Below are 24,581 nucleotides of genomic sequence, written 5' to 3' on the forward strand. Positions count from 1 at the left end.
ACGGTGTGTGTGGAGCGGGAGCGGCCTGCCTGGCCTCAGGCGGGCACTACATCGAAGGCGATGGTGGTGCGGGTGTCGTCGTCTTCGAACGGCACGGTGCCGTGCCAGGTGTAGGAGGGAAAGAGCACCAGCCGCCCCACTTCCGGTCGGATCACCCGGCGCGGCGGCAGGTCCAGCCCGAACTCCGCGGGCGGCTCGCCGAACTGGATCCACCCGGCCTTGCTGTCCTCGCCGCCGGCCTGAACGCAGGTCGGCAGCTGCACGTAGAAGGCGGAGCTGATCCAGCCCTGGGAGTGCAGGTGGTTCACATGGTGGCCGCCACCGCCCCGCAGCCGCACGGACCATGAGCCGGTAAAGCGCACCTTCCCCGACTTGCGCCGCAGGAGCGGGTGGCTCGGGTCCTCCGGCAGGCGGCGCACGTACGCCGCGATCGCGGCCTCGATCTGCCGTTTGGCCGCCTGGATGACCGGGTCCCGGTTGACGAACAGCGCGCCCTGGGTCTGCGTGCCGCCCCGCAGCGACTGGTCCAGCGGGTGCTGGGCGGTGAGGTGCAGCGGGAGAAGGGCAGCCTCGATCTGCCGCGCGAAGGTGGCGATATCCTCCACCCCCTCGGGCGGCTCGACGGCCAGTGGCATCACCAGCCGGTCGTAATCGTGCAGCCAGTGCTCCCTGGGATCGTCCAGCATGCGCCAGGCGGTGCCGAGGTAGGCCCACGCGAACTGGCTGTCCGGGTCGAGCCGGGCGGCTTCCTCCGCTTCCCGGGCCGCCGCATCGGGCTTTTTCTGGCGCAGCAGGTGGCGGGCGTAGTTGGCGCGCGCCATTGCGTCCTCCGGCAGCGCGGCGATGACCTTCCGGAACAGGGCATCGGCTTCCGCGGCGTCGCCGCGATCGCAGCGCGCCATGGCTTCCAGATGATCGATCATGGGGTGGTCGCCCACCGTCCGGCGGGCTTCGGCACAGGCATCGACCGCTTCATCCAGGCGCTTCTGGGGCAGGAGAATGCTGAACAGGGTCAGCCACAGCTCCAGGTCTTGCCCGTATTGGGCCAGCGCTGCGCGGATCGAGGCCGTCGGTTCCTCCGCCAGCTTGTGTTCCCACACCAACTTGGCCAGCGCCAGATGGGCGGCGGCGTAGGTGGGGGCGGTCTCGGTCAGATGGCGGTAAAGGGCGATGCCCTCCAGAGGGCGGCCAAGGTCGATGAGAGCGCTCGCCCGCCCGTCCACCAGCTCCGGCCCGGAAAAGCCTGCCTGCTCGGCCCGGTCGAAGCACGTCAGCGCTTCCTCCGGCTCGCCGTTCAGCCGCAGCACGACGCCCAGGTTCACCCAGGCCCTCGCATGGCGCGGCTCGATCTGCGTGGCCTGGCGGAAGGCGGCGGTGGCTTCCTCCAGCCGTTCGGCGCGGCGATAGGCATTGCCCAGCGCCGCCCATGCCTTGGCGGAATTGGGTGCAAGGCCGGTGGCGCGTTGCAGCGCCTCGATCGCCTCGCCTGTGCGCCCGGCGGCGTTGGCCGTCAGGCCAAGGTTGATCCAGGCGTCGAGAAACCGGGGCTCCTGCGCCAGGGCCTGCCGATAGGCGGCCAGCGCTTCCTCCGTCCGTCCCAGGCTGTCCAGCAGGTTGCCCAGGTTGTTCAGCAGTTGCGGCTGGCGGGGGCGCACCTTCAGCGACGTCTGCATCGCCGCGACGGCACCCTCCCTGTCGCCCAGTGCCTTCAGCGCCAGCCCCAGAAGATGCTGGGCATCAGGCTGGAAGGGATGCAGGCCGAGCACCTGGAGGCACAGGCCGCGCGCCTGCGCGGCGTCGCCCGATTGCAGCACCTGAAAGGCCCGTTGCAGCATCTGGGCGCTGGCGGCCGTCAGGGGTGCGTCATGGAGCGGGGAAGGTCGGGTTGCCATCGGCAACAACTATAGGAATGGCGCAAACGCCTTGGCAAGCGCTTCAGGCCGAGGACTGGCGCATGTCCTGCGCCCCCGATGCCCACGCGCCAACCCGCCGCGCGGCGGGCAGGCGGATGGTGGCCCGCGTGCCCTCGCCCACGTGGCTTTGCAGCTCCAGCTGCCCGCCCTGCAATTCGATGAACTGCCGCGCAAGGGGCAGGCCGAGCCCGATGCCGCCGTAGCGGCGGGTTTCGGATTCCTCCACCTGGGCGAAGGGCTTCATCACCTCCTCGATCATGTGCGGCGGGATGCCGATGCCCTCGTCCTCCACGTCGATGCGGATGGTGCCGTCCGCCTCCACATCGAGGCGCACGGTGACCAGACCGTCCGGCCGCGAAAATTTGAGCGCATTGGCAATGAGGTTGATGAGCGCCTGCCGCGTGAGCCGGGCGTCGATCCGCGCAAGGAGGGGCGCATCCAGCAGGATCTCCCGCAGCGACGCGCTGTTGCTGGTGCCCCGGCCCCGGGCCATTGCGCCGGCGCTTCGCACCAGGGCAACCAGATCCACCTGGCTCTCCGTTACCCGCAGCTTGCCCGCCTCGATGCGGGCCAGATCGAGCATGTCCTCCACGATCGCCAGCAGGTGGTGGCCGCTCTCCAGCACGGTGCGGGCGTACTGGCTGTGAATGCCCGGATCCACCCGGCCCGCTTCCAGATCCTGGGTGAGAAGGTCGGAGAAGCCGATCACCGCGTTGAGCGGCGTTCGCAGTTCATGGCTCATGTTGGCGAGGAAGCGCGACTTGGCCTGACTGGCCGCTTCCGCCCCGTCGCGGGAGGCTTCCAGTTCCTCCTGCAACCGCAGCAGTTCCGCCTCGCGCTGCTTGAGCGCCGAGATATCCACGTGCGTCACCGCCACCCGGCCGTTGGCGAGCAGCTGGATGGTGCTGCGATACCAGCGGTCGCCCAGCTGCCGCTCGCAGCGGTAGGAGGGCGCCTTGCCGGAGATGCGGTCGCTGCCGAAGAATTCCGCCTCCGGCAGGCCGGGCAGGCCGCTGGCGGCCTCGATCTGCCGCCACGACATGCCGGGGAACAGCGCGTCCGGCGTCAGGCCGAGCACCCGCGCGTAAACGTCGTTCCACAGCACGAGGCTGTGGTCGTCGTCGAACAGGGCGAAGGCCTCGGCGGTTTCGGAAAGCTCCCGCCAGTTCTGCTGGGCGGCTCTCAGATCGGCAATCGCGCGGTCGGCGGCTTCCTGCGCTTCGAGCCCCTCGCGCAGCAGCATGTGCCCGGCGTGGTTGGCGAGGACCATGGCCAGGGCGAACAGCAGGGTGGCCAGCGCCAGAAGCAGGCCGGCGGAGTCGCCCTGCCAGAGAAACAGGACGATGAACGGCAGGGCGATGCCGCCGATGAACGCGCGGGCGGCGCGCGGCGCCGGGGTCAGCATGGCGGCCGCCCCGGCGCAGATCGCGGCGTTGACGACTTCCAGGAAAATCCCGTGCTGTTGCGGCAGCCAGAGGATGAAGGTTGCCGTCAGGCCCCACAGCAGGCCGTTGGTTCCGGCGGTCACCCAGATGCTGGCGGGAAGCCCGGCCGGATACGGACCGCCGCTCCTTCGCCTCTGCCGGCGGAAGACATCGAGGAAAATGCCGGCCCACAGCAGGCTGTGGAGCCCGAGCCAGACCGCTTCCAGATGAAAGGGCAGCTGGCCCCACAGCAGCAGCGTCGTCAGCAGCGCCGCCATGCTGAGGGCGAGGCCATGCAGCCGCAGGCGCTCCTCCAGCGCCCGGATCAACCGCATCCGGCTGCCTGTACCGCTGCCGGCGGGAGCGCTCAACGCACCATGCTCGGGAGGGCGAATGTCATCGTCGTTCAGCACTGGTGCGTTGAGCCCGCGTTTGTCAGTTCTGGTTGTCCGGCGACACGGTCAGGATCAACCGCCCGTCGCCTTCCGATACCACGACGGTCTGCCCATCCTTGACTTCGCCGCGCAGTATCATCTCGGCCAGCGGGTCCTGCAAATATTTTTGCACGACGCGCTTGAGCGGCCGCGCGCCGTAGACCGGATCGTAGCCCATGCGTCCGAGCCACGCGGCGGCGCCGGGTTCGAGGTCGAGGCGGATCTTGCGATCCTCCAGCAGCTTCTGCACCCGCCGCACCTGGATCTCGACGATCGGGCCCATGTGCGCTTCGCCCAGCCGGTGGAACAGGATGATCTCGTCCAGACGGTTGAGGAATTCGGGGCGGAAGTGGCCGCGCACCACCTGCATCACCTCGTCCTTCACGTCGGACGTGTCCCGGCCTTCCGGCAGGTTGGCGATGAACTGCGCGCCGAGGTTGGAGGTCAGCACGATGATGGTGTTGGTGAAATCGACCGTGCGGCCCTGGCCATCCGTCAGGCGGCCATCGTCCAGCACCTGGAGCAGCACGTTGAACACGTCGCTGTGCGCCTTCTCCACCTCGTCGAACAGCACCACCTGATAGGGCCGGCGCCGCACCGCCTCCGTCAGCACGCCGCCTTCCTCGTAACCCACGTAGCCCGGCGGCGCGCCGATCAGCCGCGCGACGGAGTGCTTCTCCATGAACTCGCTCATGTCGATGCGGACCATGGCGGTGGGGTCATCGAACAGGAAATTGGCCAGCGCCTTGCAGAGCTCGGTCTTGCCGACGCCGGTGGGGCCCAGGAACAGGAAGCTGCCGAGCGGCCGGTTGGGGTCCTGAAGGCCGGCGCGGGCGCGGCGCACGGCGGCGGAGACCGCATCGATCGCCTCCTTCTGGCCGATCACCTGCTGGCTCAGCAATTCCTCCATGTGGAGCAGCTTCTCGCGCTCACCCTCCAGCATCTTGTCGACCGGAATGCCGGTCCAGCGGGAGACCACGGCGGCGATGTCCTCGGCCGTCACGCTCTCGCGCACCATGCGGCTGGCGGCGGCCTCCTTGGCGGCGGCCAGCTGCTTCTCCAGCTCGGGGATGATGCCGTAGGCCAGCTCGCCCGCCCGTTGCAGGTTGCCGTTGCGCTGGGATTGCTCCAGTTCGGTGCGGGCCGCATCCAGCCGCTCCTTCAGCTGGCGCTCGCCCTGCATCTTCTCGCGCTCGGCCATCCAGCGGGCGGTCAGTTCCGCCGACTGGCTTTCAAGGTCGGCCAGTTCGGTCTCGATGCGCGCCAGCCGCTCGCGGGAGGCGTCGTCCGTTTCCTTGCGCAGCGCCTCGCGCTCGATCTTCAGCTGGATCACCCGCCGGTCGAGCGTCTCGATTTCCTCGGGCTTGGATTCCACCTCCATCCGCAGCCGGCTGGCGGCCTCGTCCATCAGATCGATGGCCTTGTCCGGCAGGAAGCGGTCGGTGATGTAGCGGTTGGAGAGGGTGGCCGCCGCCACCAGCGCGCCATCGGTGATGCGCACGCCGTGGTGCACTTCGTATTTTTCCTTGAGGCCGCGCAGGATGGAAATGGTGTCGGCCACGGTCGGCTCGCCCACGAACACCGGCTGGAAGCGCCGCTCCAGCGCCGCGTCCTTCTCCACATACTTGCGGTATTCCTCGAGGGTGGTCGCGCCGATGCAGTGCAGCTCGCCCCGGGCCAGCGCCGGCTTGAGCAGGTTGGAGGCGTCCATCGCGCCTTCCGTCTTGCCCGCCCCGACGAGGGTGTGCATCTCGTCGATGAACAGCACCACCTCGCCCTCGGCCGCGCGCACTTCCTCCAGCACGCCCTTCAGCCGCTCCTCGAACTCGCCGCGATACTTGGCGCCCGCGATCAGCGCGCCCATGTCCAGCGCCATGATGCGCCGGTCCTTGAGGCCATCGGGCACGTCGCCCTTGGCGATCCGCAGCGCCAGCCCCTCGACGATCGCCGTCTTGCCGACGCCGGGCTCGCCGATCAGCACCGGGTTGTTCTTGGTGCGCCGCGAGAGCACCTGGATGGTGCGGCGGATTTCCTCGTCGCGGCCGATCACCGGGTCCAGCTTGCCGTCGTGCGCCGCCTGCGTCAGGTCGCGAGCGAACTTCTTCAGCGCGTCATAGCGGTCCTCGGCGGAGGCGGTGTCGGCGGTGCGCCCCTTGCGCAGCTGGTTGATCGCCTGATTGAGGCCCTGCGCCGTCACGCCCGCGTCCGCGAGGATGCGCGCGGCCGCCGTGCCCTGCGCCAGCGCAATCGCCAGCAGCATCCGCTCCACGGTCACGTAGCTGTCGCCGGCCTTGGCGGCGATCTGCTCGGCCTGGTCGAGGATGCGCACGGTCTCGCCGTCCCAGCCGATCTGGCTGGCGCCCGAGCCGGTCACCTTCGGAATCCTGCCCAGCGCCAGATCGACCGCCTGCACCACCTGCTCTGGCCGCCCGCCCGCCGCGCGGATCAGGTTGGCCGCCATGCCCTGATCGTCTTCCATCAGGGCCTTGAGCAGATGCTCGGTCTGGACCCGCTGGTGATTGTTCCGCACGGCCACGGTCTGGGCCGATTGCAGGAAACCGCGCGCCCGCTCGGTAAACTTCTCGATATTCATGGGCTTTGCCCCTCAAGGTTTACGCTCGAGCTTCATGTAATGTGGCATATTTGCCACACAAGAGGTCGGGTGGTCCGATATGGCACAAACTCTTACGGCGGCATTTTCCGCTCCGGTGGCGGGATGACGAAGGGGGCCGCCGCGCCTTCCACTTCGGTGACCGGCGCGCCGCTGAACACGTTGCCCATCACCTGCGCCGGCGCCGGGCCGAGATTCCGCACGAAGGTGAGGCTGGCGGCCGTGTCGTTGCGGATGCTGTTGTTGACGATGAACACCTGCTGGCCCGGCTGCGCGTCGCGCGGCGTTGTGAGGATGATGGCGGTCGTTGCCGCGCCGGGGCGGGCCATGGTCTTGCGGAAGCGGTTGCCCCGCACCACCGCGTTGGCCCCTGCGATTTCCACCAGCAGGCGGGAGGCGGCCGAGCCGTCCTCGATGGTCGAGGAGGTGATCTCCGTGGTCCGTGCGGCCGAGCGCACCGCAACGCCGCCCTGGGGCGCGAGGAAATGGGCGGCGTCGATGCTCAGCCGGGCGATGCCGAGCGCTTCCACCTGCACGGGCGCGGGCCCTGGCGCGCCACCCTCAAAGCTGGTGTTCTCGATGCGCACGATGCTGCCGGCGCGGGGCACGGCGAGCACGCCCCGGCTGTTGGCGCGGAAGGTCGCGCGGCGGACGGTGGCGCTGCGCCCCTCGATCCGCACGGCGGCGGCCGTCGCATCCGTCCCGCGCGCCCCGGCGAAGTCCACGCCGTCGATGGTGATGTCATTGCCGCGCAGGATGAACTGGGCGCGGCCCTCGCACAGCGGGCCTTCCACCCGCGCCGTGTTGGGCTCCGCCTGGATGGTGAGGTGGTGTGCCGTCCACACCGCGCACTCGCGGTAGATGCCGGGCGTCAGCCGCACGGTCGTGCCGGGGCGGGCGGCGCGGGCGGCGTCGGCGAGCGAGACATAGGTCTCGCCGGGGCCCACCATCATCGGCCGCCCCCATTGGGTTGCTGCCGCAAGCGGCAGGGAGCTTGCGAGGAGCAGCAGGCAGGCCGCAAGGCAGGCAAGGCGCGGCATGGGGACTCCGCTTGGGTTCCGAACCCGGTCGCCCCGGCGCGCGGGCTCAACGCGCCCCCTCCTTTGCGCTCAACGCGCCAGTCCCCGCAGCGTTTCGATATGGTCCGCCTCGTGGGCGGGCTTGTCGGTGCGGATGCGGGCAATGCGCGGAAACCGCATGGCGAGGCCCGACTTGTGGCGATTCGAGACGTGGATGCTGTCAAACGCCACTTCCAGCACCAGCGCCTTTTCCACCTCCCGCACCGGGCCGAAGCGCTTGAGGGTATGGCCGCGCACCCAGCGGTCGAGCCATTTCAGTTCTTCGTCCGTGAAGCCGAAATAGGCCTTGCCCACGGGGAGCAGCTGGCCGTCCGGCCCCCACGCGCCGAAGGTGAAGTCGGAGTAGTAGCTGGAGCGCTTGCCGTGGCCGCGCTGGGCATACATGAGCACGCAATCGGCGGTGAGCGGGTCGCGCTTCCACTTGTACCACAGGCCGACGCGCCGCCCGCCCGTATAGGGGCTGTCCCGCCGCTTCAGCATCAGCCCCTCGATATCATGCCCGCGCGCGCCGGCGCGGATGTCCGCCAGCGCGTCCCAGTCGTGCGCCTCGATGAGCGGGGAGACGTCGAACACATCGCGCGGCAGCTTGTCCGCCACCGCCAGCAGCCGCTCCCGCCGCTGCACGAGGGGCAGGGGGCGCAGGTCTTCCGGCCCCTCCGCCAGAATGTCGTACAGCCGGATGAAGGCGGGGTGGGTGCGCAGCAGTTTCGCGTCCACCGTCTTGCGGTTCAGCCGCTGTTGCAGGGCATTGAACGAGGCGGGGTCGCCTTCGTCGCCGCGCACCAGAAGCTCGCCGTCCAGCGCCGCCTCGACGGTCAGGTTCGCGATGACCTCGGGAAAGGCGCCGGAAATGTCATCGCCGGTGCGCGAGTAGAGGCGGCGGGTGCCGCCGAGACTGACCGCCTGCACGCGGATGCCGTCCCACTTCCACTCGGCCAGAAACTCCGCCAGATCCAGCGTCTCTCCGGCCTCCAGCGGCGCTGCCAGCATGAAGGGGCGGAACACGGCGGTCTCGCCGATCTCGGGCATGGGGGCCTTGCCCTCTGCCCACTCGAACAGGTCCGGGTAGGGCGGGGTGAGGCCGTGCCACAGCTCCTCCACCGTCTCCAGCGCCACCCCGAAGGCCTCTGCGAAGCCGGTGCGGGCAAGCCGCGCGCTGAGCCCGACGCGCATGCCCCCGGTTGCCAGCTTGATGAGCGCATAGCGGCCCGAGGAGTCGAGCCGGTCCAGCAGCCGCGCCAGTTCGGCGGGCGCTTCGGCGCGGCTGAGGCGCTGGAGCGTCAGCACCGTGTCGGCAAGGCCAAGCGGCGCGTTGCCCGGCGTCTGCGTCGGCCAGAGCAGCGCGCAGGTCTCGGCCAGGTCGCCCACGTAATCGTAGGACAGCTCGAACAGCACCGGGTCGGTGCGCTCCAGCAGCAGGGCGCGGATGAGCGCGGGCTTCACGGCAGGGATTTTCAGGTCCCTTGTCAGTGCGGCCAGACCCCAGCCCCGGTCGGGGTCGGGCGTCCGTTTCAGATAGTCGGCGATCAGCGCGATCTTGCCGTTGCGGGACGGGGTGTAGACCAGCCGGTCGAGCAGGTGGGCGAAGTGCTCCATCAGTCCTCCTCGTCCTCGCGGCCGTGCAGGAGGAGCGCCCGCGCCGGGATGCCTTTCTGCTGGCACCAGTGGACGAGCGCTTCCTCGCGTCCATGCGTCACCCACACCTCCGCCGGGGCCAGCTCCCCGATGGTGGCGGTGAGTTCGCCCCAGTCCGCATGGTCGGAGAGGATGAGCGGCAGCTCCACGTTCTTCTGCCGGGCGCGCTGGCGCAGGCGCATCCAGCCGGAGGCCATGGCGGTGATGGGGTCCGGCAGGCGGCGGGACCAGCGATCGGCAAGCGCCGAGGGCGGGCAGAGAATGATCTCTCCCTTCAGCGCCGCCTTGGGCAGACCGGCCATGGGCTGCACGTCGCCCAGCCGCACACCCAGCGCTTCATAGAGGCGCGTCAGCTGCGTGAGCGCACCATGCAGGTAGACCGGCCGCTCGTATCCCGCCGCGCGCAGGAGGGCGATCAGCCGCTGCGCCTTGCCGAGAGCGTAGGCCCCGACCAGCACGCAGCGCTCGGGGGCGCTCGCGCGGGCATCGAGCAGCTTGGCGATTTCCTTCTCGGCCGGCGGGTGGTGGAACACGGGCAGGGCGAAGGTGGCCTCGGTTATGAACACGTCGCACGGAACGGGGACACACGGCGGGCAGGTGGGGTCGGGTGTCCGCTTGAAGTCGCCCGAGACGACGATCCGCTCGCCCGCGTATTCCAGAAGAATCTGCGCCGAGCCCAATACGTGCCCGGCCGGGTAGAAGCAGACCCGCACCTCGCCCACCCGGATCGGCTGGCCGTAAGCCACAGCCTTGCCGCCCGGCTGCGGGCCGTACCGGGCGGCCATGATGGCCAATGTTTCCGCCGTGGCGATCACGGTGCCGTGGCCGCTGCGGGCGTGGTCGGCGTGGCCGTGGGTGATGAGGGCTCGCGGGCGCGGCTGGCCGGGGTCGATCCAAAAATCGCCGGGCGGGCAGTAAATGCCGTCGGGTTCGGCGCGCAGCCAGGTGCCAAAGCGTGTCATGATTCTATATCTGGAGTGTGTCCTCCCTCGGCCAAGAGCTGCTGCCGCCTGTCATCGCCCGCTGGTTCGCCGCGCGGGGCTGGACGCCGCGCCGCCACCAGCTGGACATGCTGGCCGCCGCCCGGGATGGCACTCACGCCCTGCTCGTTGCTCCCACCGGCGCGGGCAAGACGCTGGCCGGGTTCCTGCCCACGCTCGCCGCGCTGGCGCGGGGAGAGCGGCGGGGGCTGAGCGCGGTATACGTATCCCCCCTGAAGGCGCTTTCGGTCGATGTCTCCCGCAACCTTGCGCAGCCCATTGCGGAGATGGGCCTCGACATTCGCGTTGAGACCCGCACCGGGGACACCGGCGCGCACCGCAAGGCCCGCCAGCGCATCGCCCCGCCCGATGTGCTGCTCACCACCCCGGAGTCCCTGTCGCTGCTGCTCACCTACCCGGAAGCGGAGGCGATGTTTGCCGATCTGCGTACCGTCATCATCGACGAGATCCACGCCTTCGCCCCCACCAAGCGCGGCGATCTGCTGGCGCTCGCCCTCGCCCGCCTGCAACGGCTGGCACCCGGCCTGCGCCGCGTCGGCCTTTCGGCGACGGTGGCGGACGAGGCGGCCCATGCCCGCTGGCTCGCGCCGCAGGCGGATGAGGCGGCCGTTCGCCTCGTGCGCGGGGAGGCGGGCGCTGTGCCGCACATCGACATTCTGGTGCCCGAAAACCGCATTCCGTGGGCCGGTCACACCGCCCGCCATGCGGTGCCCGCGCTCTACGATCTCATCCAGCGCCACCGCGTCAGCCTCGTGTTCACCAACACGCGGGCCAATGCGGAGCGGCTGTTTCAGGAGCTGTGGTCCATCAACACGGCGAACCTGCCCATCGCCCTGCACCACGGCAGTCTTGCGGTCGAGCAGCGGCGGCGGGTGGAGGCGGCCATGGCGGCGGGGGCCTTGCGTGCCGTGGTTGCCACCGCGTCGCTCGACCTCGGCATCGACTGGGGCGACATCGACCTCGTGGTCCAGGTGGGTGCGCCCAAGGGCGCGTCGCGCCTGCTCCAGCGGATCGGCCGCGCCAACCATCGCCTCGACGAGCCCAGCCGCGCCGTGCTCATCCCCGGCAACCGGTTCGAGTATCTGGAGAGCATGGCCGCCCGCGACGCGGCCCTTGCGGGTGATCTGGACGGCGAGCCCTTCCGCCCCGGCGGGCTCGACGTGCTGGTCCAGCACATCATGGGGCTGGCCTGCGCCGCGCCGTTCGAGCCCGACGCGCTTTTTGCCGAGGTCCGCTCGGCCGCACCTTACCGCGACCTGCCCCGCGCCGACTTCGACGACACCCTCGCCTTCATCGAAAGCGGCGGTTACGCGCTCAGGGCCTACGACCGCTTCCGGCGGCTGGTGCGGATGCCGGACGGGCGCTACCGCGTCTCCCACCCGCGCCTCATCCAGCAGCACCGGCTCAACGCCGGCGTGATTCTGGACGCCCCCATGCTGGAGGTGAAGATCGGCCGCCGCGCGCTCGGCCGGGTGGAGGAGAGCTTCGTGCAGCAGCTGGAGCCGGGCGACACCTTCCTGTTCGCCGGGCGTGTGCTGGTGTTCGAGCGGCTGGAGAAAACCACCGTTCACGTGCGCCCCGGCCCCGGGCGGGAGCCCAAGGTGCCCGCCTATCTGGGCGGCCGGTTGCCGCTGTCCGCCAACCTGGCGGACCGGGTGCGCGCGTTTCTGTCCGATCCCGGAGCCTGGGGCCGCTTCCCCGGGGAGGTGCGGACGTGGCTTGAACTTCAGGCCCGCGTCTCGGTGCTGCCCGCCGCCGATGGTCTGCTCGTTGAAACCTTTCCCCGCCGCCGCAAGCACTACACGGTGGCCTACTGTTTCGAGGGGCGGGCGGCCCACCAGTCCCTGGGGCTTCTGCTCACCCGGCGGATGGAACGGCTGGGTCTCGGCCCGCTCGGTTTTGTCGCCAACGACTATGCGCTCGCCGTCTGGTCGCTGCGGGCGCCCGATGATCCCGCCGCCCTGTTCACGCCCGAGATCCTGCGGGACGAATTGGCCGAGTGGCTGGCCAACTCCGCCCTGCTCAAGCGCTCGTTCCGGGACGTGGCGGTCATCGCCGGGCTCATCGAACGCCAGCACCCCGGCCTGCGGAAAACCGGGCGTCAGCTCACCATTTCCTCGGACCTCATCTACGACGTGCTGCGCCAGTACGAGCCCGGCCACCTGCTGCTGCGCGCCACCTGGGCCGATGCGCGCGGGCGGCTGACGGATGTGGACCGGCTCGCGGCTTTCCTTGCCCGGATGCAGGGCCATATCCATCATCAGCCCTTGCGCTGCGTCTCGCCGCTGGCCGTGCCGGTGCTGCTGGAGATCGGCCGCGAGGCGATTGCGGGCAGCGCGGAGGAAACCCTGCTCCCTGATGCGGGAGGCGACGCGATGACCGATCCAAACGCCTTCACGTTCCACGGTGACACCTTCGTGGCGCTTCCCGACCATGCCCTGTGGTGGCCGCGCCGCCGCGCGCTGCTGGTGGCCGACCTGCATCTGGAAAAGGCGAGCAGCTACGCCCAGCACGGCCAGTTCCTTCCGCCCTACGACAGTCTGCAGGCGCTCGCGGCGCTGGAGGCGCTGGTGGACCGGCTGGAGGTGCAGGAGTTCTGGTGCCTGGGCGACAGCTTTCACGACCTCCGTGCCGCCACGCGTCTGCTGCCGGAGGTGCGGGGCCGCCTGCAAGCGCTGACCGCCCGCCTGTTCTGGGTGTGGATCACCGGCAACCACGACCCGGCGGTCGATGCCCTGCTGGGCGGCGTCACCATGTCCGAGATGCGGATCGACCAGTTCGTGCTCCGCCACGAGGCGGACCCCACCGAGCGGCGGCCCGAGCTTTCCGGCCACTTTCACCCGAAGCTGCGCCTTGTCGTGCGCGGACAGGCCATCAGCCGCCGCTGCTTCGCCCTGGGGGAGGGCAGGCTGATTCTGCCCGCGTTCGGGCCGCTCACCGGCGGGCTGGACGTGACCGACCCCGCGATCGCCCGGCTGATCGGCCCTCGCGGCGAGGCGCTGGTGGCGACCGGCGCGGGGCTGCGGCGCTATCCGATCGGAGCCTTGTCGTCCTGAGGGCCGTTGGTGGCGGCATAGTAATGCCAGCCGAAGATCGCCATGGCACCGCGGTGGGGCCGCCAGCCCTCCGCCAGCAGGCGCGTTGCCTTCGCCTTGGGGCGTTCCTCCAGCGCCAGCAGCCGCCGCATGGCCTCCTGCAACGCCAGATCGTCGGCGGGCCAGATATCGGCGCGCCCCTCGGCGAACAGCAGGTAGATCTCGGCGCTCCACCGCCCGAATCCCCTCACGGCGGACAGGGCGGCGATCGCCGCCTCGTCGTCCATCGTTCGCAGCGCCTCGAAATCCAGCCGTCCGCTCGCCACCGCCTCGGCCAGCGAGCGGGCGTAGGAAATCTTCTGGCGGGAGAGCCCGCAGCCCCTGAGCGTTTCCTCATCCGCTTCCAGAACCGCCTCCGGGGAGTCGAGGGAACCCAGCCGCGCTTCGAGCTTCGCATAGATGGCGCGGGCGGCATGTACCGAGATTTGCTGGGCAATCAAGGTTCGCAGCAAGGCGTTGTAACCACGCGGGCGATGGCGTGCCTCCGGCAGGCCCACACGCGCCAGCGCCTGCGCCACGCGCGGGTCCTGCGCCGCGACCGCCTCAAGCCCGGCTGCAAGCTGTTCCGTGGTCAAACCCATCAACAGTTCCAGCTTGATTTGTCTCCTTGGCCGCTTAAACAGCCTTGGACGGAAGGTAAGCACAAACAGGCCACAGCGGCAAAAGGGGAAAGAGCAAGCTCATGGTGAAGTTGATTGTCGTGAACCGGGATGGTGAGGAGACCGTTTGCGAGGCCGAGGTCGGCCTGTCCGTCATGGAGAACATCCGTGACAACGGTTTCGACGAGTTGCTTGCTCTGTGCGGCGGTTCCTGCTCCTGCGCCACGTGCCACGTGTATGTGGACGATGCCTTTCTGAGCAAGCTCGATCCCATCAGCCCGGACGAGAACGAGCTGCTGGACACCTCCGACAACCGGGAGAGCAACTCGCGCCTGTCCTGCCAGATCGAGATGACCGAGGAGCTGGACGGCCTGCGCGTGACCATTGCGCCGGAAGACTGATCCGGCTCAAAGGCTTGGGCCCGGGGGCCTGCCCTCCGGGTCCGGCGTCCGGGGCTTGGACGTGCGGTGCCAACGGTTCGTCGCACGTCCGCTGACGCCCAAACCCGGGCTGTGGTGTTAAACCCTTATGATGGGTGATCGCGGCGAGCCTTGGATCGAGCAGTTCTTCATGCGCAAGGACCGCGCGTTCTGGATTCTCCAGACCTGCGGCTGGCTTGGATACGGACTGCTGCGCTTCCTCAATGGCCTCGTCAACAAGATGGGGCTGGAGTATCTGGCGCCCACGCTCATCAGCACCGCGACCGGTTTTTCCCTCTCGCTCATCATGGCGGCGGTGTTCCGCCACATCGTGCGGTATCGCGCCCCCGTCGTCTGGAGCGTCAGCGCGCTCGTCGTCTTTCTCTGCGCCGCGCCGTTCTCCATCATCGAGGTGTGGGGCTTCTCCATCTTCTTCGCTCCCACCTGGGAGCCGCACGGCCTTCAGTTCCTCGGCACCATCCTCATTGACGTGACGGTGCTCACCGCCTGGACGGCGCTCTATTACAGCATCAACTACTACCTCATGCTGCGCCATCAGATGGAGAGCATGCTGGCCCTCTCGGCCCAGGCCCACGCCGCGCAGCTGAAGATGCTGCGGTACCAGCTCAACCCCCACTTCCTGTTCAACACGCTCAACTCCATCTCCACCCTCGTGATGCTGAAGGAGACCGAGCGCGCCACCGCCATGCTGAGCCGGCTGTCGTCCTTCCTGCGCTATTCGCTGGTGGGCGAGCCCAGCCACATGGTGACGCTGGAGCAGGAAGCGCGGGCGCTTGAGCTGTACCTCGATATCGAGCGGATGCGCTTCGAGGAGCGGTTGCGGGTCTCATTCGAGATCTCCCCCGCGGCACAGGAGGCGCTGCTGCCGTCCCTCCTGCTCCAGCCGCTGGTCGAGAACGCCATCAAGTATGCCGTTGCCCCCTCGGAAGACGGCGCGGACATCTGCCTGAAGGCGGAAGTTCTGGCGAACCGTCTGTGCATTACCATCTCGGATACCGGGCCCGGCTTTAGTGTCGGCGCGAAACACTCGGACAGCAGCGGCGTTGGTCTGGCGAACATCCGCGATCGCCTGAGCCAGGCCTATGGCGATGATCATCGCTTCGAACTTGGTGCGAACGAACCGCACGGAGTTGTGGTAAGAATAGAGATACCGTTCCAGCGGACAGCCCGCGCAACCGTCGATATGGAGGCTGCAGAATGACCATTCGCACGATCTTGGTGGACGACGAGGCGCTCGCCATTCAGGGGCTGGAACTACGCCTTGCCAGCCACCCGGACGTGGAGATCGTTGATCGCTGCCGCAACGGCCGGGAGGCCATCCGATCGATCAAGACCCATAAGCCGGATCTCGTGTTCCTCGACGTGCAGATGCCGGGGTTCGACGGCTTCGGCGTGATCGAGGGGCTGATGGACATCGAGCCGCCGCTCATCGTGTTCGTGACGGCGTTTGACGAGTTTGCCCTCAAGGCATTCGAGGCGCAGGCACTGGACTACCTGCTGAAGCCCGTGGACGAGGCCCGTCTGGCGGCCACCCTGCAGCGGGTGCGCGACCGGCTGGCCGAGCGCCGCGCGTCCGACGAGTCGGGCCGCCTGCGCAACCTGCTCAAGACCGTGGCGCCCCAGGCTGTCACCAACGCGCAGGAGGAAGTGGGGCCGGGACGCTACGAGAAGCTGCTCAACGTCAAGGACCGGGGGCAGATCTTCCGGGTGGACGTGGAGAGCATCGAGCGCATCGACGCGGCCGGCGACTACATGTGCATCCACACCGGCGGCCAGACCCTCATCCTGCGCGAGACCATGAAGGATCTGGAGCGCAGGCTCGACCCGCGCAAGTTCCGCCGCATCCACCGCTCCACCATCGTCAACCTGGATCAGGTGCGGCAGGTGAAGCCCCACACCAATGGGGAGTGCTACCTCATCCTGTCCTCCGGTGCACAGGTGAAGGTCTCCCGCAGCTACCGCGACGTGGTGGCGCGGTTTCTTTGACGGAATGACTCTCTGGCAGGAGGGACGCGGTCCCTCCTGCTCCTCCCTTCAGACTATCCTTCCGGCCCTTCCGTCCTCAATCCTTCCGCACGGCCGAGCCGATGTAGTTGATGCTGGTGTCGCGCGTGACCGAGAAGCTGCGGTTCACCACCGAGTAGCTGAGGCCCTTCACGTCCGTCACCGTCAGGCCCGCCCGGCTCAGCCGTTCGGTCAGCTCCTCGGGAGTCAGGAAGGCGTTCCAGTCGTGCGTGCCCTTCGGCACCCAGTGCAGAATCCGCTCCGCCGCCACGATGACGGCGAGGTAGGACTGGGGTGTGCGGTTGGGGGCGGAGAAGACCAGCAGGCCGCCGGGCTTCAGCAGCCGGGCGAGCGCGCCGAGGAACAGGTCCACGTCCGCCACGTGCTCCACCACTTCGAGCGCGGTGATGAGGTCGAAGGTGCGGCCCTCCTCCGTCAGCGCTTCCGCCGAGCCGGCGCGGTAGTCGATGTCAAGGCCGCTTTCCCCGGCGTGGAGTCGGGCGGCGGCAATGGCGTCGTCGCTGGCGTCCAGCCCGGTCGCCGCGGCGCCCATGCGGGCCAGCGACTCCGTCACGATGCCGGCGCCGCAGCCCACATCCAGCGCCGTCAGCCCCTTGAGCGGGCGGAGCTGGTCGGTATCGCGGCCAAAATGGCGGCAGGCCGCGTCCCGGATGTAGCCCATGCGCGCCGGACCCAGCCGGTGCAACGGGGCCATCGGGCCGTCCGGCTCCCACCACCGGGCGGCCAGGGTGGAGAATTTGTCGATTTCACCCTCGCTGATCGTCGAGGGTCTTGGAGCTTTGCTTGCGTTCATCATCCGCACTTTCTATCAAGAGCGCGCACTTTCAACTAGGGATCCTCGCGACGACATGGCGCGCATTGTAATGAAATTCGGCGGCACCTCTGTCGCCAATCTGGATCGGATCCGCAACGTGGCCCGGCGTGTGAAGGCCGAGGTCGATCGCGGAAACGAAGTGGCTGTGGTTGTTTCGGCTATGGCCGGCGAGACGGACCGTCTCGTCGGGTTTTGTCGCGAGGCTGCGACCCTCTACGATGCCCGCGAATATGATACGGTTGTGGCCACCGGCGAACAGGTGACGACCGGCCTGCTGTCGATCGTCCTCCAGTCGATGGGCGTTCCGGCCCGGTCCTGGCTGGGCTGGCAGCTGCCCGTCCACACCGACGGGGCCCACGGCGCGGCGCGCATCCAGTCGATCGACACCGAGGAGATCATCAGCCGCATGGCGACCGGGCAGGTTGCGGTGGTCGCCGGCTTCCAGGGGCTTGGCCCGGACAATCGCATCACCACATTGGGGCGCGGCGGGTCCGACACCAGCGCCGTGGCGCTTGCCGCCGCGCTGAAGGCGGACCGCTGCGACATCTACACCGATGTGGACGGTGTTTACACCACCGACCCCCGCATCGTGCCGAAGGCGCGCAAGCTTGATAAGATCACCTACGAGGAAATGCTCGAGCTGGCCAGCGTGGGCGCCAAGGTGTTGCAGACCCGCTCGGTCGAGCTGGCGATGAAGGAAAAGGTACGGGTGCAGGTGCTCTCCTCCTTTGAGGACTTGCCCGGCACGATGGTCGTGGATGAGGATGAGATCGTGGAACAGGAACTGATTGCAGGTGTTGCCTACAGCCGGAACGAGGCGAAGATCACGCTCGTGGGCGTGCCCGACCGGCCGGGCGTTGTCGCGGCCATCTTCTCCCCGCTGGCGGATGCCAATGTGAACGTGGACATGATCGTCCAGAACGTGGCGCAGGACAGCGCGACCACCGACGTCACCTTCACCGTGCCGCGCACCGACCTGCCGCGCGTCATCGACGTGCTGGAGAAGCACCGGCCCGACCTGGGCTATGCGGACTTGCGTTCTGACGATGCGGTCTCCAAGGTGTCGGTGGTTGGCGTTGGCATGAAGAGCCATGCAGGTGTGGCCCAGACCATGTTCAAGGCATTGGCGGATCGCGGCATCAACATTCAGGTGATCTCGACCTCCGAGATCAAGATCAGCATCCTCATCGCCGAGGAATACACCGAGCTTGCCGTCCGTGCCCTGCACACGGCCTACGGCCTGGATGCGGCCGCATGACCGAAACCGCAACCGCCACCGGCTATGCGCGCCTCGAGTCGCTGATGGCGCGCGGGTCCAGCTTCTTCGGCAGCCGCTACGCCATTCTGGGCGGGGCGATGACCTGGGTGTCGGAGCGCAACCTGGTCGCCGCCATCTCCAACGCGGGCGGCTTCGGCGTGCTGGCCAGCGGCGCCATGCAGCCGGAGCGTTTGCGTGAGGAAATCCAGGCCACCCGCGCGCTCACCGGGAAGCCCTTCGGCGTCAACCTCATCACCCTGCACCCGCAGCTGCTGGAGATGGTGCAGGTGTGCCTTGACGAGAGCGTGACCCACATCGTGCTGGCGGGCGGCCTGCCGCCGGGCGACGCCATCGAGCGGGCCAAGAACGGCGGCGCGAAGGTGGTCTGCTTCGCCCCGGCGCTGGCGCTGGCCAAGAAGCTGGTGCGCTCGGGCGTCGATGCGCTGGTGATCGAGGGTTCGGAGGCAGGCGGTCATATCGGTCCGGTGTCGCTGACGGTGCTGGCGCAGGAGATCCTGCCGCACATCACCGAGGTGCCGGTCTTTGTCGCCGGCGGCATCGGGCGGGGCGAGGCCATCGCCAGCTACCTGGAGATGGGGGCGGCGGGCGTGCAGCTGGGCACCCGGTTCGTCTGCGCCAGCGAGTCGATCGCCCATCCCAACTTCAAGAAGGCGTTCATCCGGGCCTCGGCCCGCGACGCCGTTGCATCGGTGCAGCTTGATCCGCGTTTCCCGGTCATTCCGGTGCGCGCCCTGCGCAACCAGGGCGTGGAGGAGTTCATGCAGACCCAGCGCCGCATCATCGAGCGGGTAGACCGGGGCGAGCTGGACCTGGCCGCGGGGCAGCTGGAGATCGAGCACTACTGGGCGGGCGCGCTGCGCCGGGCCGTCGTCGATGGCGACGTGGAAACCGGCTCCTTGATGGCGGGCCAATCCGTCGGCATGGTCAAGGCGGAGCAGCCGGTGGCGGAGATTATGCAGGAACTGATCGATCAGGCAGCGGGCTTCCTGTCCGCCCGCGTGGTGGGGGAGGTGGCGTGAGCCCCTCGGCGCCCGTCGTTTCCGCGCCGCGCGCCATTCTGCGCCGTCTTCACGATGTGATGGCCTCGCGCGGAAGCGTTCAGGCCAAGCTCAATCAGGTCGTGCAGGCCATCGCCCAGGCGATGGCGAGCGAGGTGTGCTCCATCTACCTCCTGCGCGACGGCTGGCTCGAGCTGTTCGCGACCGAGGGTCTGTCGCAGGATGCGGTGCATGTCACCCGCCTTGCCCTGAGCGAGGGTCTGGTCGGCAACATCGCCCGCAACGGAGAGCCGCTCAACCTGGCGGAGGCCCGCGCCCATGCGGACTTCGCCTATCGCCCCGAGACGGGCGAGGATCTGTTCCACAGTTTCGCCGGTGTTCCCATCCTGCGGCGCGGCAAGGCGCTGGGCGTGCTGTGCGTCCAGCACATGGAGCAGCGCCAGTACGAGGACGAGGAGATCGAGGCGCTGCAAACCGTGGCGATGGTGCTGGCGGAAATGATCGCCAACGCCCGCCTGGTGGACGAGGAGTCTCTCGCCCGGGCGCGGGCGCAAAGCACCGGGCCCGTGCGGCTGACCGGCACCCGGCTGGTGGAAGGGCTGGCGCGGGGCGTCGCTGTTCTGCACGAGCCGCGAGTCGTCGTCCAGCACACCGTCGCCGAGGACATCGAGGCGGAAAAGAACCGGGTGCGCGCCGCCTTCCAGACCATGCGCGCCCAGATCGACCGCATGATGAGCCAGGCGGAATTCGCCGCCCCGGGCGAGCACGAGGAAATCCTCGAGACCTACAAGATGTTCGCCTTCGACGAAGGCTGGGCGCGGCGCATCAACGAGGCGATCGAGAGCGGCCTGACGGCCGAGGCGGCCATCGAGCGGGTGCAGCAGCGCACGCGCGTGACCATGCGCAACACCAAGGACCCGTTCTTCCTCGAACGGCTCCATGATCTGGACGACCTGGCCAACCGGCTGCTCCGCATCGTCTCGGGGCAGATGGGAACCGCCGCCCAGACCGGCCTGACCCAGGACACCATCCTCATCGCCAAGAATCTCGGCCCCGCCGAGCTGCTGGAGTACGACCGCCGCTTCCTCAAGGGCGTGGTGCTGGAGGAAGGGTCGCCGACGGCGCACGTGACCATTCTGGCGCGCGCCATGGGCATCCCCATGCTCGGGCGCATCAAGCAGCTGCGCGAGGTGGTGGACGAGGGCGATCCCCTGCTGCTGGACGGCAGCAACGACAGCCTGTTCGTGCGGCCGGCCCCCGATGTGGTGCGCCAGTTCGAGGCCCACGCCGCCCTGCGCCAGCAGCGGCAGGAGGCCTACGCCAAGCTGCGCGGCCTGCCGGCGGTGAGCCTGGATGGCCACCGCATCGAGCTGATGATGAACGCCGGTCTGCGCGTTGATCTGTCCGGCCTCGACGTGACCAATGCGGACGGCATCGGCCTGTTCCGCACCGAGTTCCAGTTTCTCGTCTCCGCCACGCTGCCGCGCCGCGAGGCGCAGACCCGGCTCTATTCCGCCGTGCTCGAGGCGGCGGGCGACAAGCCGGTGATCTTCCGCACCGTCGATATCGGCGGCGACAAGGCCGTGCCCTATCTTCAGGACGACGGACCGGAGGAAAACCCCGCCATGGGCTGGCGCGCCCTGCGCGTGGCGCTGGAGCGCCGGGGCCTGCTCAAGGTGCAGGCGCGCGCCCTGCTGGACGCGGCGGCGGGCCGGACGCTGAACGTGATGTTCCCCATGGTGACGGAGCCGTGGGAGTTCGAACAGGCCCGCGCCATTGTGGAGGATCAGGCCGCCTACCTGCGCGGGCGCGGTCTGCCGCTGCCCACGACAATCCATTACGGCGTGATGATGGAGGTGCCCGCTCTGGCCTGGCGGCTGGACGCGCTGCTGCCGCACATCGACTTCCTGTCCATCGGCACCAACGATCTCATCCAGTTCCTGCTGGCGGCGGACCGCTCCAACCCCAAGCTGGCGGATCGCTACGACTGGGTGTCGCCGGGCATCCTGCGGTTCCTGAAGTTCATCATCGATCAGGCCAGCGCGGCGGGAAAGACCGTGTCGGTTTGCGGCGAGATGGGCGGGCGTCCGCTGGAGGCGCTGGCGCTGCTCGGGCTCGGGGTGAATCGCCTGTCCATCACGCCGGCGGCGATCGGGCCGATCAAGATGGTGGTGCGCAACACCCATCTCGGCCGCCTGCGCACGTTGATGGCAGATCTTCTCACCTATCCGCTTGCCGATATCCGTGCGGAACTTCAGCGCTTCGCCCGGGAAGAGAATATTCCCCTGCAATAATTGAAGCCTGACAAGTAAAGGCTGCCCGCTGCACCAGACGGTGCAACATGAACCCCTTATGAACGGCACTGCCGGGCGGAGAAGAGCGATCCGGGCCCTGTCATAACGGGTCTGGCAACTTGGAAACCATGGTATTATCCTTGTTAACCAACAGCCGATCGCTAATTTTCCCCTCCACCCTTGCGGTTGTGGTGAAAATGTGGGCAGAAATCTCAAACCGTTATTGACAAGGTAAACCGCGCTGCCACTCTAATGAGTGGGGCGAGGGGAAAACGGCGGCTGTTCTGGCCGTCAACCTTCCGGGGTTTTAGTTCAAGATAAATCATTCGGTTGCTGACAAGGCCAGTAACCTGTGGAGAAGCGGATGACTGCCTTGACGGATTCCAGTGCTGGTGCAGGGGGAACTGCGATGTCCGTAGGGCAGCTGCTGCGGACACGCCGTCTGGAGCTGGACCTCGACGTGAGCGATATCGCGGCGGAGACCCGCATTCCGGCGCGCTTCCTCTACGCCATCGAGGACGATCAGCACGAGAAGTTGCCGGCGTTGCCGTTTGCAGTTGGCTTCGTACGGAACTACGCCAAGATGCTGGGCCTGTCGCCGGACATGGTGTGCGCCCAGTTCAAGGCGGAGACGAGCCGTCTCACGCCTTCGGAGCAGGTCTATTTCCCCGAACCGCTCGATGAGAGCCGAATTCCTTCCAAGTCCCTCGTGCTGGGCGGCGTTGTGGTCGCCGTCGCCGCGCTTGGCGTCTGGTGGCTGTGGACGGGCCGGTCGCCCGATCCGGCGCCGGAGGCGCCCGCGGCCGAGCTGACCCTCGCGGACCCGGTGGCCCTTGGCCAGCCGGCCGAGACACCGGCCGGCGAGGCTGCACCGGCGCAGGCCGGTGAAACGGAAACCGCGGCGGCTGCCGAGACTGGCGCCGATGTGGCTGCCGCTCCGGAGACGGCCGATGCTGCCCCGGCTGTGGCGGCGCGGGAGAAGGCGGAGGCCCAGGCCGCCGCTGCCGCGCAGGTGATCGACAGCGGGCCGGTCATCATCCGGGCCGTGGACGACAGCTGGGTGCGCATCTCGGATGGCGTGAGCGGCGCCGTCAAGATCGGCATCATGAAGGCGGGCGAGACCTATCGGGTGCCAGCCCTGCCCAACCTGCGGCTGATGACCGGCAACGCAGGCGCGGTGGAAATCCAGGTGGGCGACACCGTTCTGCCGCCGCTTGGAGGCCGGGGCGAGGTGATCCGCAACATCGATCTCAGCCCGGCCGCGCTGCGGAAGCTGGCGCAGGAGCGGGCCGCCGCCAGCGCCGCGCCACGGCAATAGGCGAGGCGGCGGCGACCCGGCTGCTGCTGCCCGTTGCTTCCCTGGCCAGACAGAGCATTCCCGCGCCCGGCCCCGTGCCGGGCGCACGCATTTGGGCGTCGGGCCGAAACGCCGCACGGGGCGCGCCAGTTTTCGACATTTGATCGCGGCATCGCTATATAGGGGCCGATCGGCGGCAGGCCGCCTCCAGTTTTCTTCAGAGGATCCGACATGAGCGTGCGTCCCTGGCGGGATATCCAGCGCCGGAAGAGCCGGCAGATCATGGTGGGCAACGTTCCGGTGGGGGGCGATGCACCCATCACCGTGCAGACCATGACCAACACCATCACCGCCGACGCCCGCGCCACCATCGACCAGATTCGCCGGTGCGAGGAGGCGGGCGCGGACATCATCCGCGTCTCCTGCCCCGATGCGGAATCGACCGCCGCGTTCCGGGAGATCGCCCGGGCGGCCCGGGTGCCGCTGGTGGCCGATATCCACTTCCACTACAAGCGCGCCCTTGAGGCGGCGGACGCGGGCGCGGCCTGCCTGCGCATCAATCCCGGTAACATCGGCTCGGCCGAACGGGTGAAGGAAGTGGTGCGCGCCGCCAAGGCCAATGGCTGCTCCATCCGAATCGGCGTGAACGCGGGCAGCCTGGAGAAGCACCTGCTCGAGAAGTATGGCGAGCCGTGCCCCGAGGCGATGGTTGAGTCGGCACTCGAACACGTGAAGCTCTTGGAGGACGCCGACTTCTTCGAGACCAAGATCTCGGTGAAGGCGTCGGACGTGTTCCTCGCCGTCGCTGCCTATCAGGGGCTGGCGGAAGCCTGCGACTATCCCCTCCACCTCGGCATCACCGAGGCGGGCAGCATGATCGGCGGCACGGTCAAGTCCTCCATCGGCATCGGCATGTTGCTGTGGTCGGGCATCGGCGACACCATCCGCGTCTCCCTCTCCGCCCCGCCGGAGGAGGAGGTGCGCGTCGGCTTCGAAATGCTCAAGTCGCTGGGCCTGCGCCATCGCGGTGTGCGGATCGTCTCCTGCCCGTCCTGCGCGCGGCAGGGCTTCCAGGTCATCAAGACCGTCGAGGTGCTTGAGGAGCGGCTGCGCCACATCCAGACCCCGCTGTCGCTCTCCATCATCGGCTGCGTCGTCAACGGGCCGGGCGAGGCGCGCGAGACCGACATCGGCATCACCGGCGGCGGCAACGGCAAGCACATGGTCTACCTCTCCGGCGTGACCGACCACCAGATCGAGGACGCGGCCATGGTCGATCACATCGTCGAACTGGTCGAGAAGAAGGCCGCCGAAATCGAGGCCGCCAACGCTGCGGCCAACGCCGCGAAGGACAAGGCGTCCGCTGCCTGAGGGGGCTAGCCTCAAGGTTGTTTAAGGCTTCGCCTGTTGAAGGCAGGGGGATCTCGGATCCCCCTGCGACCCCCTTTTCGTTTTTCGGGCCGCGTTTCCGCAGGATGCTGGAAGAGCGGGATTTTCTAAAGGGCCGTGTTTCCTCGCGAACCTTTCAAAGGGGGCGCCTGAAACGCGGCCGTTTCAAAAGACCTTCAGCGAGCTGGCCCCCTCCGTCCGCATGTCCCTGAAACAGCAAGGGAGGTGCAGGAGGGTCCAAGACCCTCCTGCAA

General features: G+C 68.3%; 17 protein-coding genes and 1 pseudogene. 10 read left to right on the top strand and 8 right to left on the bottom strand.

All coding sequences use genetic code 11. From position 1 onward, the window contains the following. Nucleotides 1-35: 35 nt before the first annotated feature. The 6 genes from ACSJJU_RS13080 to ACSJJU_RS13105 form a co-directional block, all read right to left on the bottom strand. The gene (locus ACSJJU_RS13080) at nucleotides 36-1,892 is read right to left on the bottom strand and encodes a tetratricopeptide repeat protein (protein ID WP_435916022.1); all 1,857 of its coding nucleotides are present in this window, start codon (nucleotides 1,890-1,892) and stop codon (nucleotides 36-38) included. Nucleotides 1,893-1,935: 43 nt separating this feature from the next. Continuing rightward, complete coding sequence (locus ACSJJU_RS13085; protein ID WP_435916024.1) at nucleotides 1,936-3,672, bottom strand: ATP-binding protein; 1,737 nt, start codon at nucleotides 3,670-3,672, stop codon at nucleotides 1,936-1,938. Nucleotides 3,673-3,772: 100 nt separating this feature from the next. Continuing rightward, complete coding sequence (clpB, locus tag ACSJJU_RS13090; RefSeq protein WP_435916025.1) at nucleotides 3,773-6,364, bottom strand: ATP-dependent chaperone ClpB; 2,592 nt, start codon at nucleotides 6,362-6,364, stop codon at nucleotides 3,773-3,775. A gap of 92 nt (nucleotides 6,365-6,456) precedes the next feature. After that, a complete protein-coding gene (locus tag ACSJJU_RS13095) occupies nucleotides 6,457-7,422 on the bottom strand; it encodes a hypothetical protein (RefSeq protein ID WP_435916026.1) in 966 nt (321 codons plus the stop codon). Between the two features lie 69 nt (nucleotides 7,423-7,491). Then, nucleotides 7,492-9,057: a cisplatin damage response ATP-dependent DNA ligase gene (locus ACSJJU_RS13100; protein ID WP_435916027.1), complete on the bottom strand. Its 1,566-nt coding sequence runs from the start codon at nucleotides 9,055-9,057 to the stop codon at nucleotides 7,492-7,494. After that, nucleotides 9,057-10,058 (bottom strand): ligase-associated DNA damage response exonuclease, encoded by a 1,002-nt coding sequence (locus tag ACSJJU_RS13105; protein ID WP_435916028.1) that lies wholly within the window; start codon nucleotides 10,056-10,058, stop codon nucleotides 9,057-9,059. The genes ACSJJU_RS13100 and ACSJJU_RS13105 overlap by 1 nt, the downstream gene beginning before the upstream one ends. A gap of 17 nt (nucleotides 10,059-10,075) precedes the next feature. Here ACSJJU_RS13105 and ACSJJU_RS13110 point away from each other — a divergent pair. Together ACSJJU_RS13110 and pdeM are read left to right on the top strand one after the other, a co-directional pair. Continuing rightward, nucleotides 10,076-12,442 (top strand): annotated as a pseudogene (locus tag ACSJJU_RS13110) (ligase-associated DNA damage response DEXH box helicase); the annotation flags it as partial. Between the two features lie 30 nt (nucleotides 12,443-12,472). Beyond that, a complete protein-coding gene (gene pdeM / locus ACSJJU_RS13115) occupies nucleotides 12,473-13,153 on the top strand; it encodes a ligase-associated DNA damage response endonuclease PdeM (RefSeq protein ID WP_435916056.1) in 681 nt (226 codons plus the stop codon). Here the strand turns inward: pdeM and ACSJJU_RS13120 are convergent. Beyond that, complete coding sequence (locus tag ACSJJU_RS13120) at nucleotides 13,126-13,773, bottom strand: DNA-3-methyladenine glycosylase family protein (protein ID WP_435916029.1); 648 nt, start codon at nucleotides 13,771-13,773, stop codon at nucleotides 13,126-13,128. The genes pdeM and ACSJJU_RS13120 overlap by 28 nt on opposite strands. Nucleotides 13,774-13,874: 101 nt before the next feature. Here ACSJJU_RS13120 and ACSJJU_RS13125 point away from each other — a divergent pair, with 101 nt between their 5' ends. The 3 genes from ACSJJU_RS13125 (at nucleotide 13,875) to ACSJJU_RS13135 (ending at nucleotide 16,217) form a co-directional block, all read left to right on the top strand. After that, nucleotides 13,875-14,192, top strand: coding sequence for a 2Fe-2S iron-sulfur cluster-binding protein (locus ACSJJU_RS13125; protein WP_435916031.1), 318 nt, complete (start codon nucleotides 13,875-13,877; stop codon nucleotides 14,190-14,192). A gap of 127 nt (nucleotides 14,193-14,319) precedes the next feature. Beyond that, a complete protein-coding gene (locus tag ACSJJU_RS13130) occupies nucleotides 14,320-15,432 on the top strand; it encodes a sensor histidine kinase (protein ID WP_435916032.1) in 1,113 nt (370 codons plus the stop codon). After that, entirely contained in the window at nucleotides 15,429-16,217 is a 789-nt protein-coding gene (locus tag ACSJJU_RS13135; protein WP_435916033.1) for a LytR/AlgR family response regulator transcription factor, read from the top strand. Before ACSJJU_RS13130 ends, ACSJJU_RS13135 begins: the two co-directional genes overlap by 4 nt. Nucleotides 16,218-16,293: 76 nt before the next feature. Here ACSJJU_RS13135 and ubiG read toward each other — a convergent pair whose 3' ends face one another. Then, a complete protein-coding gene (ubiG, locus tag ACSJJU_RS13140) occupies nucleotides 16,294-17,049 on the bottom strand; it encodes a bifunctional 2-polyprenyl-6-hydroxyphenol methylase/3-demethylubiquinol 3-O-methyltransferase UbiG (protein ID WP_435916034.1) in 756 nt (251 codons plus the stop codon). 55 nt (nucleotides 17,050-17,104) lie between these two features. Between ubiG and ACSJJU_RS13145 the strand changes: the two genes are divergently transcribed. The 5 genes from ACSJJU_RS13145 to ispG all read left to right on the top strand — a co-directional run bounded on the left by ACSJJU_RS13145 (nucleotide 17,105) and on the right by ispG (nucleotide 24,309). Next, nucleotides 17,105-18,328 (top strand): aspartate kinase, encoded by a 1,224-nt coding sequence (locus ACSJJU_RS13145; protein WP_435916036.1) that lies wholly within the window; start codon nucleotides 17,105-17,107, stop codon nucleotides 18,326-18,328. Beyond that, the gene (locus ACSJJU_RS13150) at nucleotides 18,325-19,368 is read left to right on the top strand and encodes an NAD(P)H-dependent flavin oxidoreductase (RefSeq protein ID WP_435916037.1); all 1,044 of its coding nucleotides are present in this window, start codon (nucleotides 18,325-18,327) and stop codon (nucleotides 19,366-19,368) included. Before ACSJJU_RS13145 ends, ACSJJU_RS13150 begins: the two co-directional genes overlap by 4 nt. Before the next feature lie 59 nt (nucleotides 19,369-19,427). Continuing rightward, entirely contained in the window at nucleotides 19,428-21,641 is a 2,214-nt protein-coding gene (gene ptsP, locus ACSJJU_RS13155; RefSeq protein ID WP_435916058.1) for a phosphoenolpyruvate--protein phosphotransferase, read from the top strand. 409 nt (nucleotides 21,642-22,050) lie between these two features. Beyond that, a complete protein-coding gene (locus ACSJJU_RS13160; RefSeq protein WP_435916039.1) occupies nucleotides 22,051-22,959 on the top strand; it encodes a helix-turn-helix domain-containing protein in 909 nt (302 codons plus the stop codon). Between the two features lie 210 nt (nucleotides 22,960-23,169). Beyond that, nucleotides 23,170-24,309, top strand: a complete 1,140-nt coding sequence (gene ispG, locus ACSJJU_RS13165; protein WP_435916040.1) for a flavodoxin-dependent (E)-4-hydroxy-3-methylbut-2-enyl-diphosphate synthase — start codon at nucleotides 23,170-23,172, stop codon at nucleotides 24,307-24,309. Nucleotides 24,310-24,581 lie beyond the last annotated feature (272 nt).

The organism is Pedomonas sp. V897 (genome assembly GCF_051304405.1).
Classification (GTDB): domain Bacteria; phylum Pseudomonadota; class Alphaproteobacteria; order Sphingomonadales; family Sphingomonadaceae; genus Pedomonas.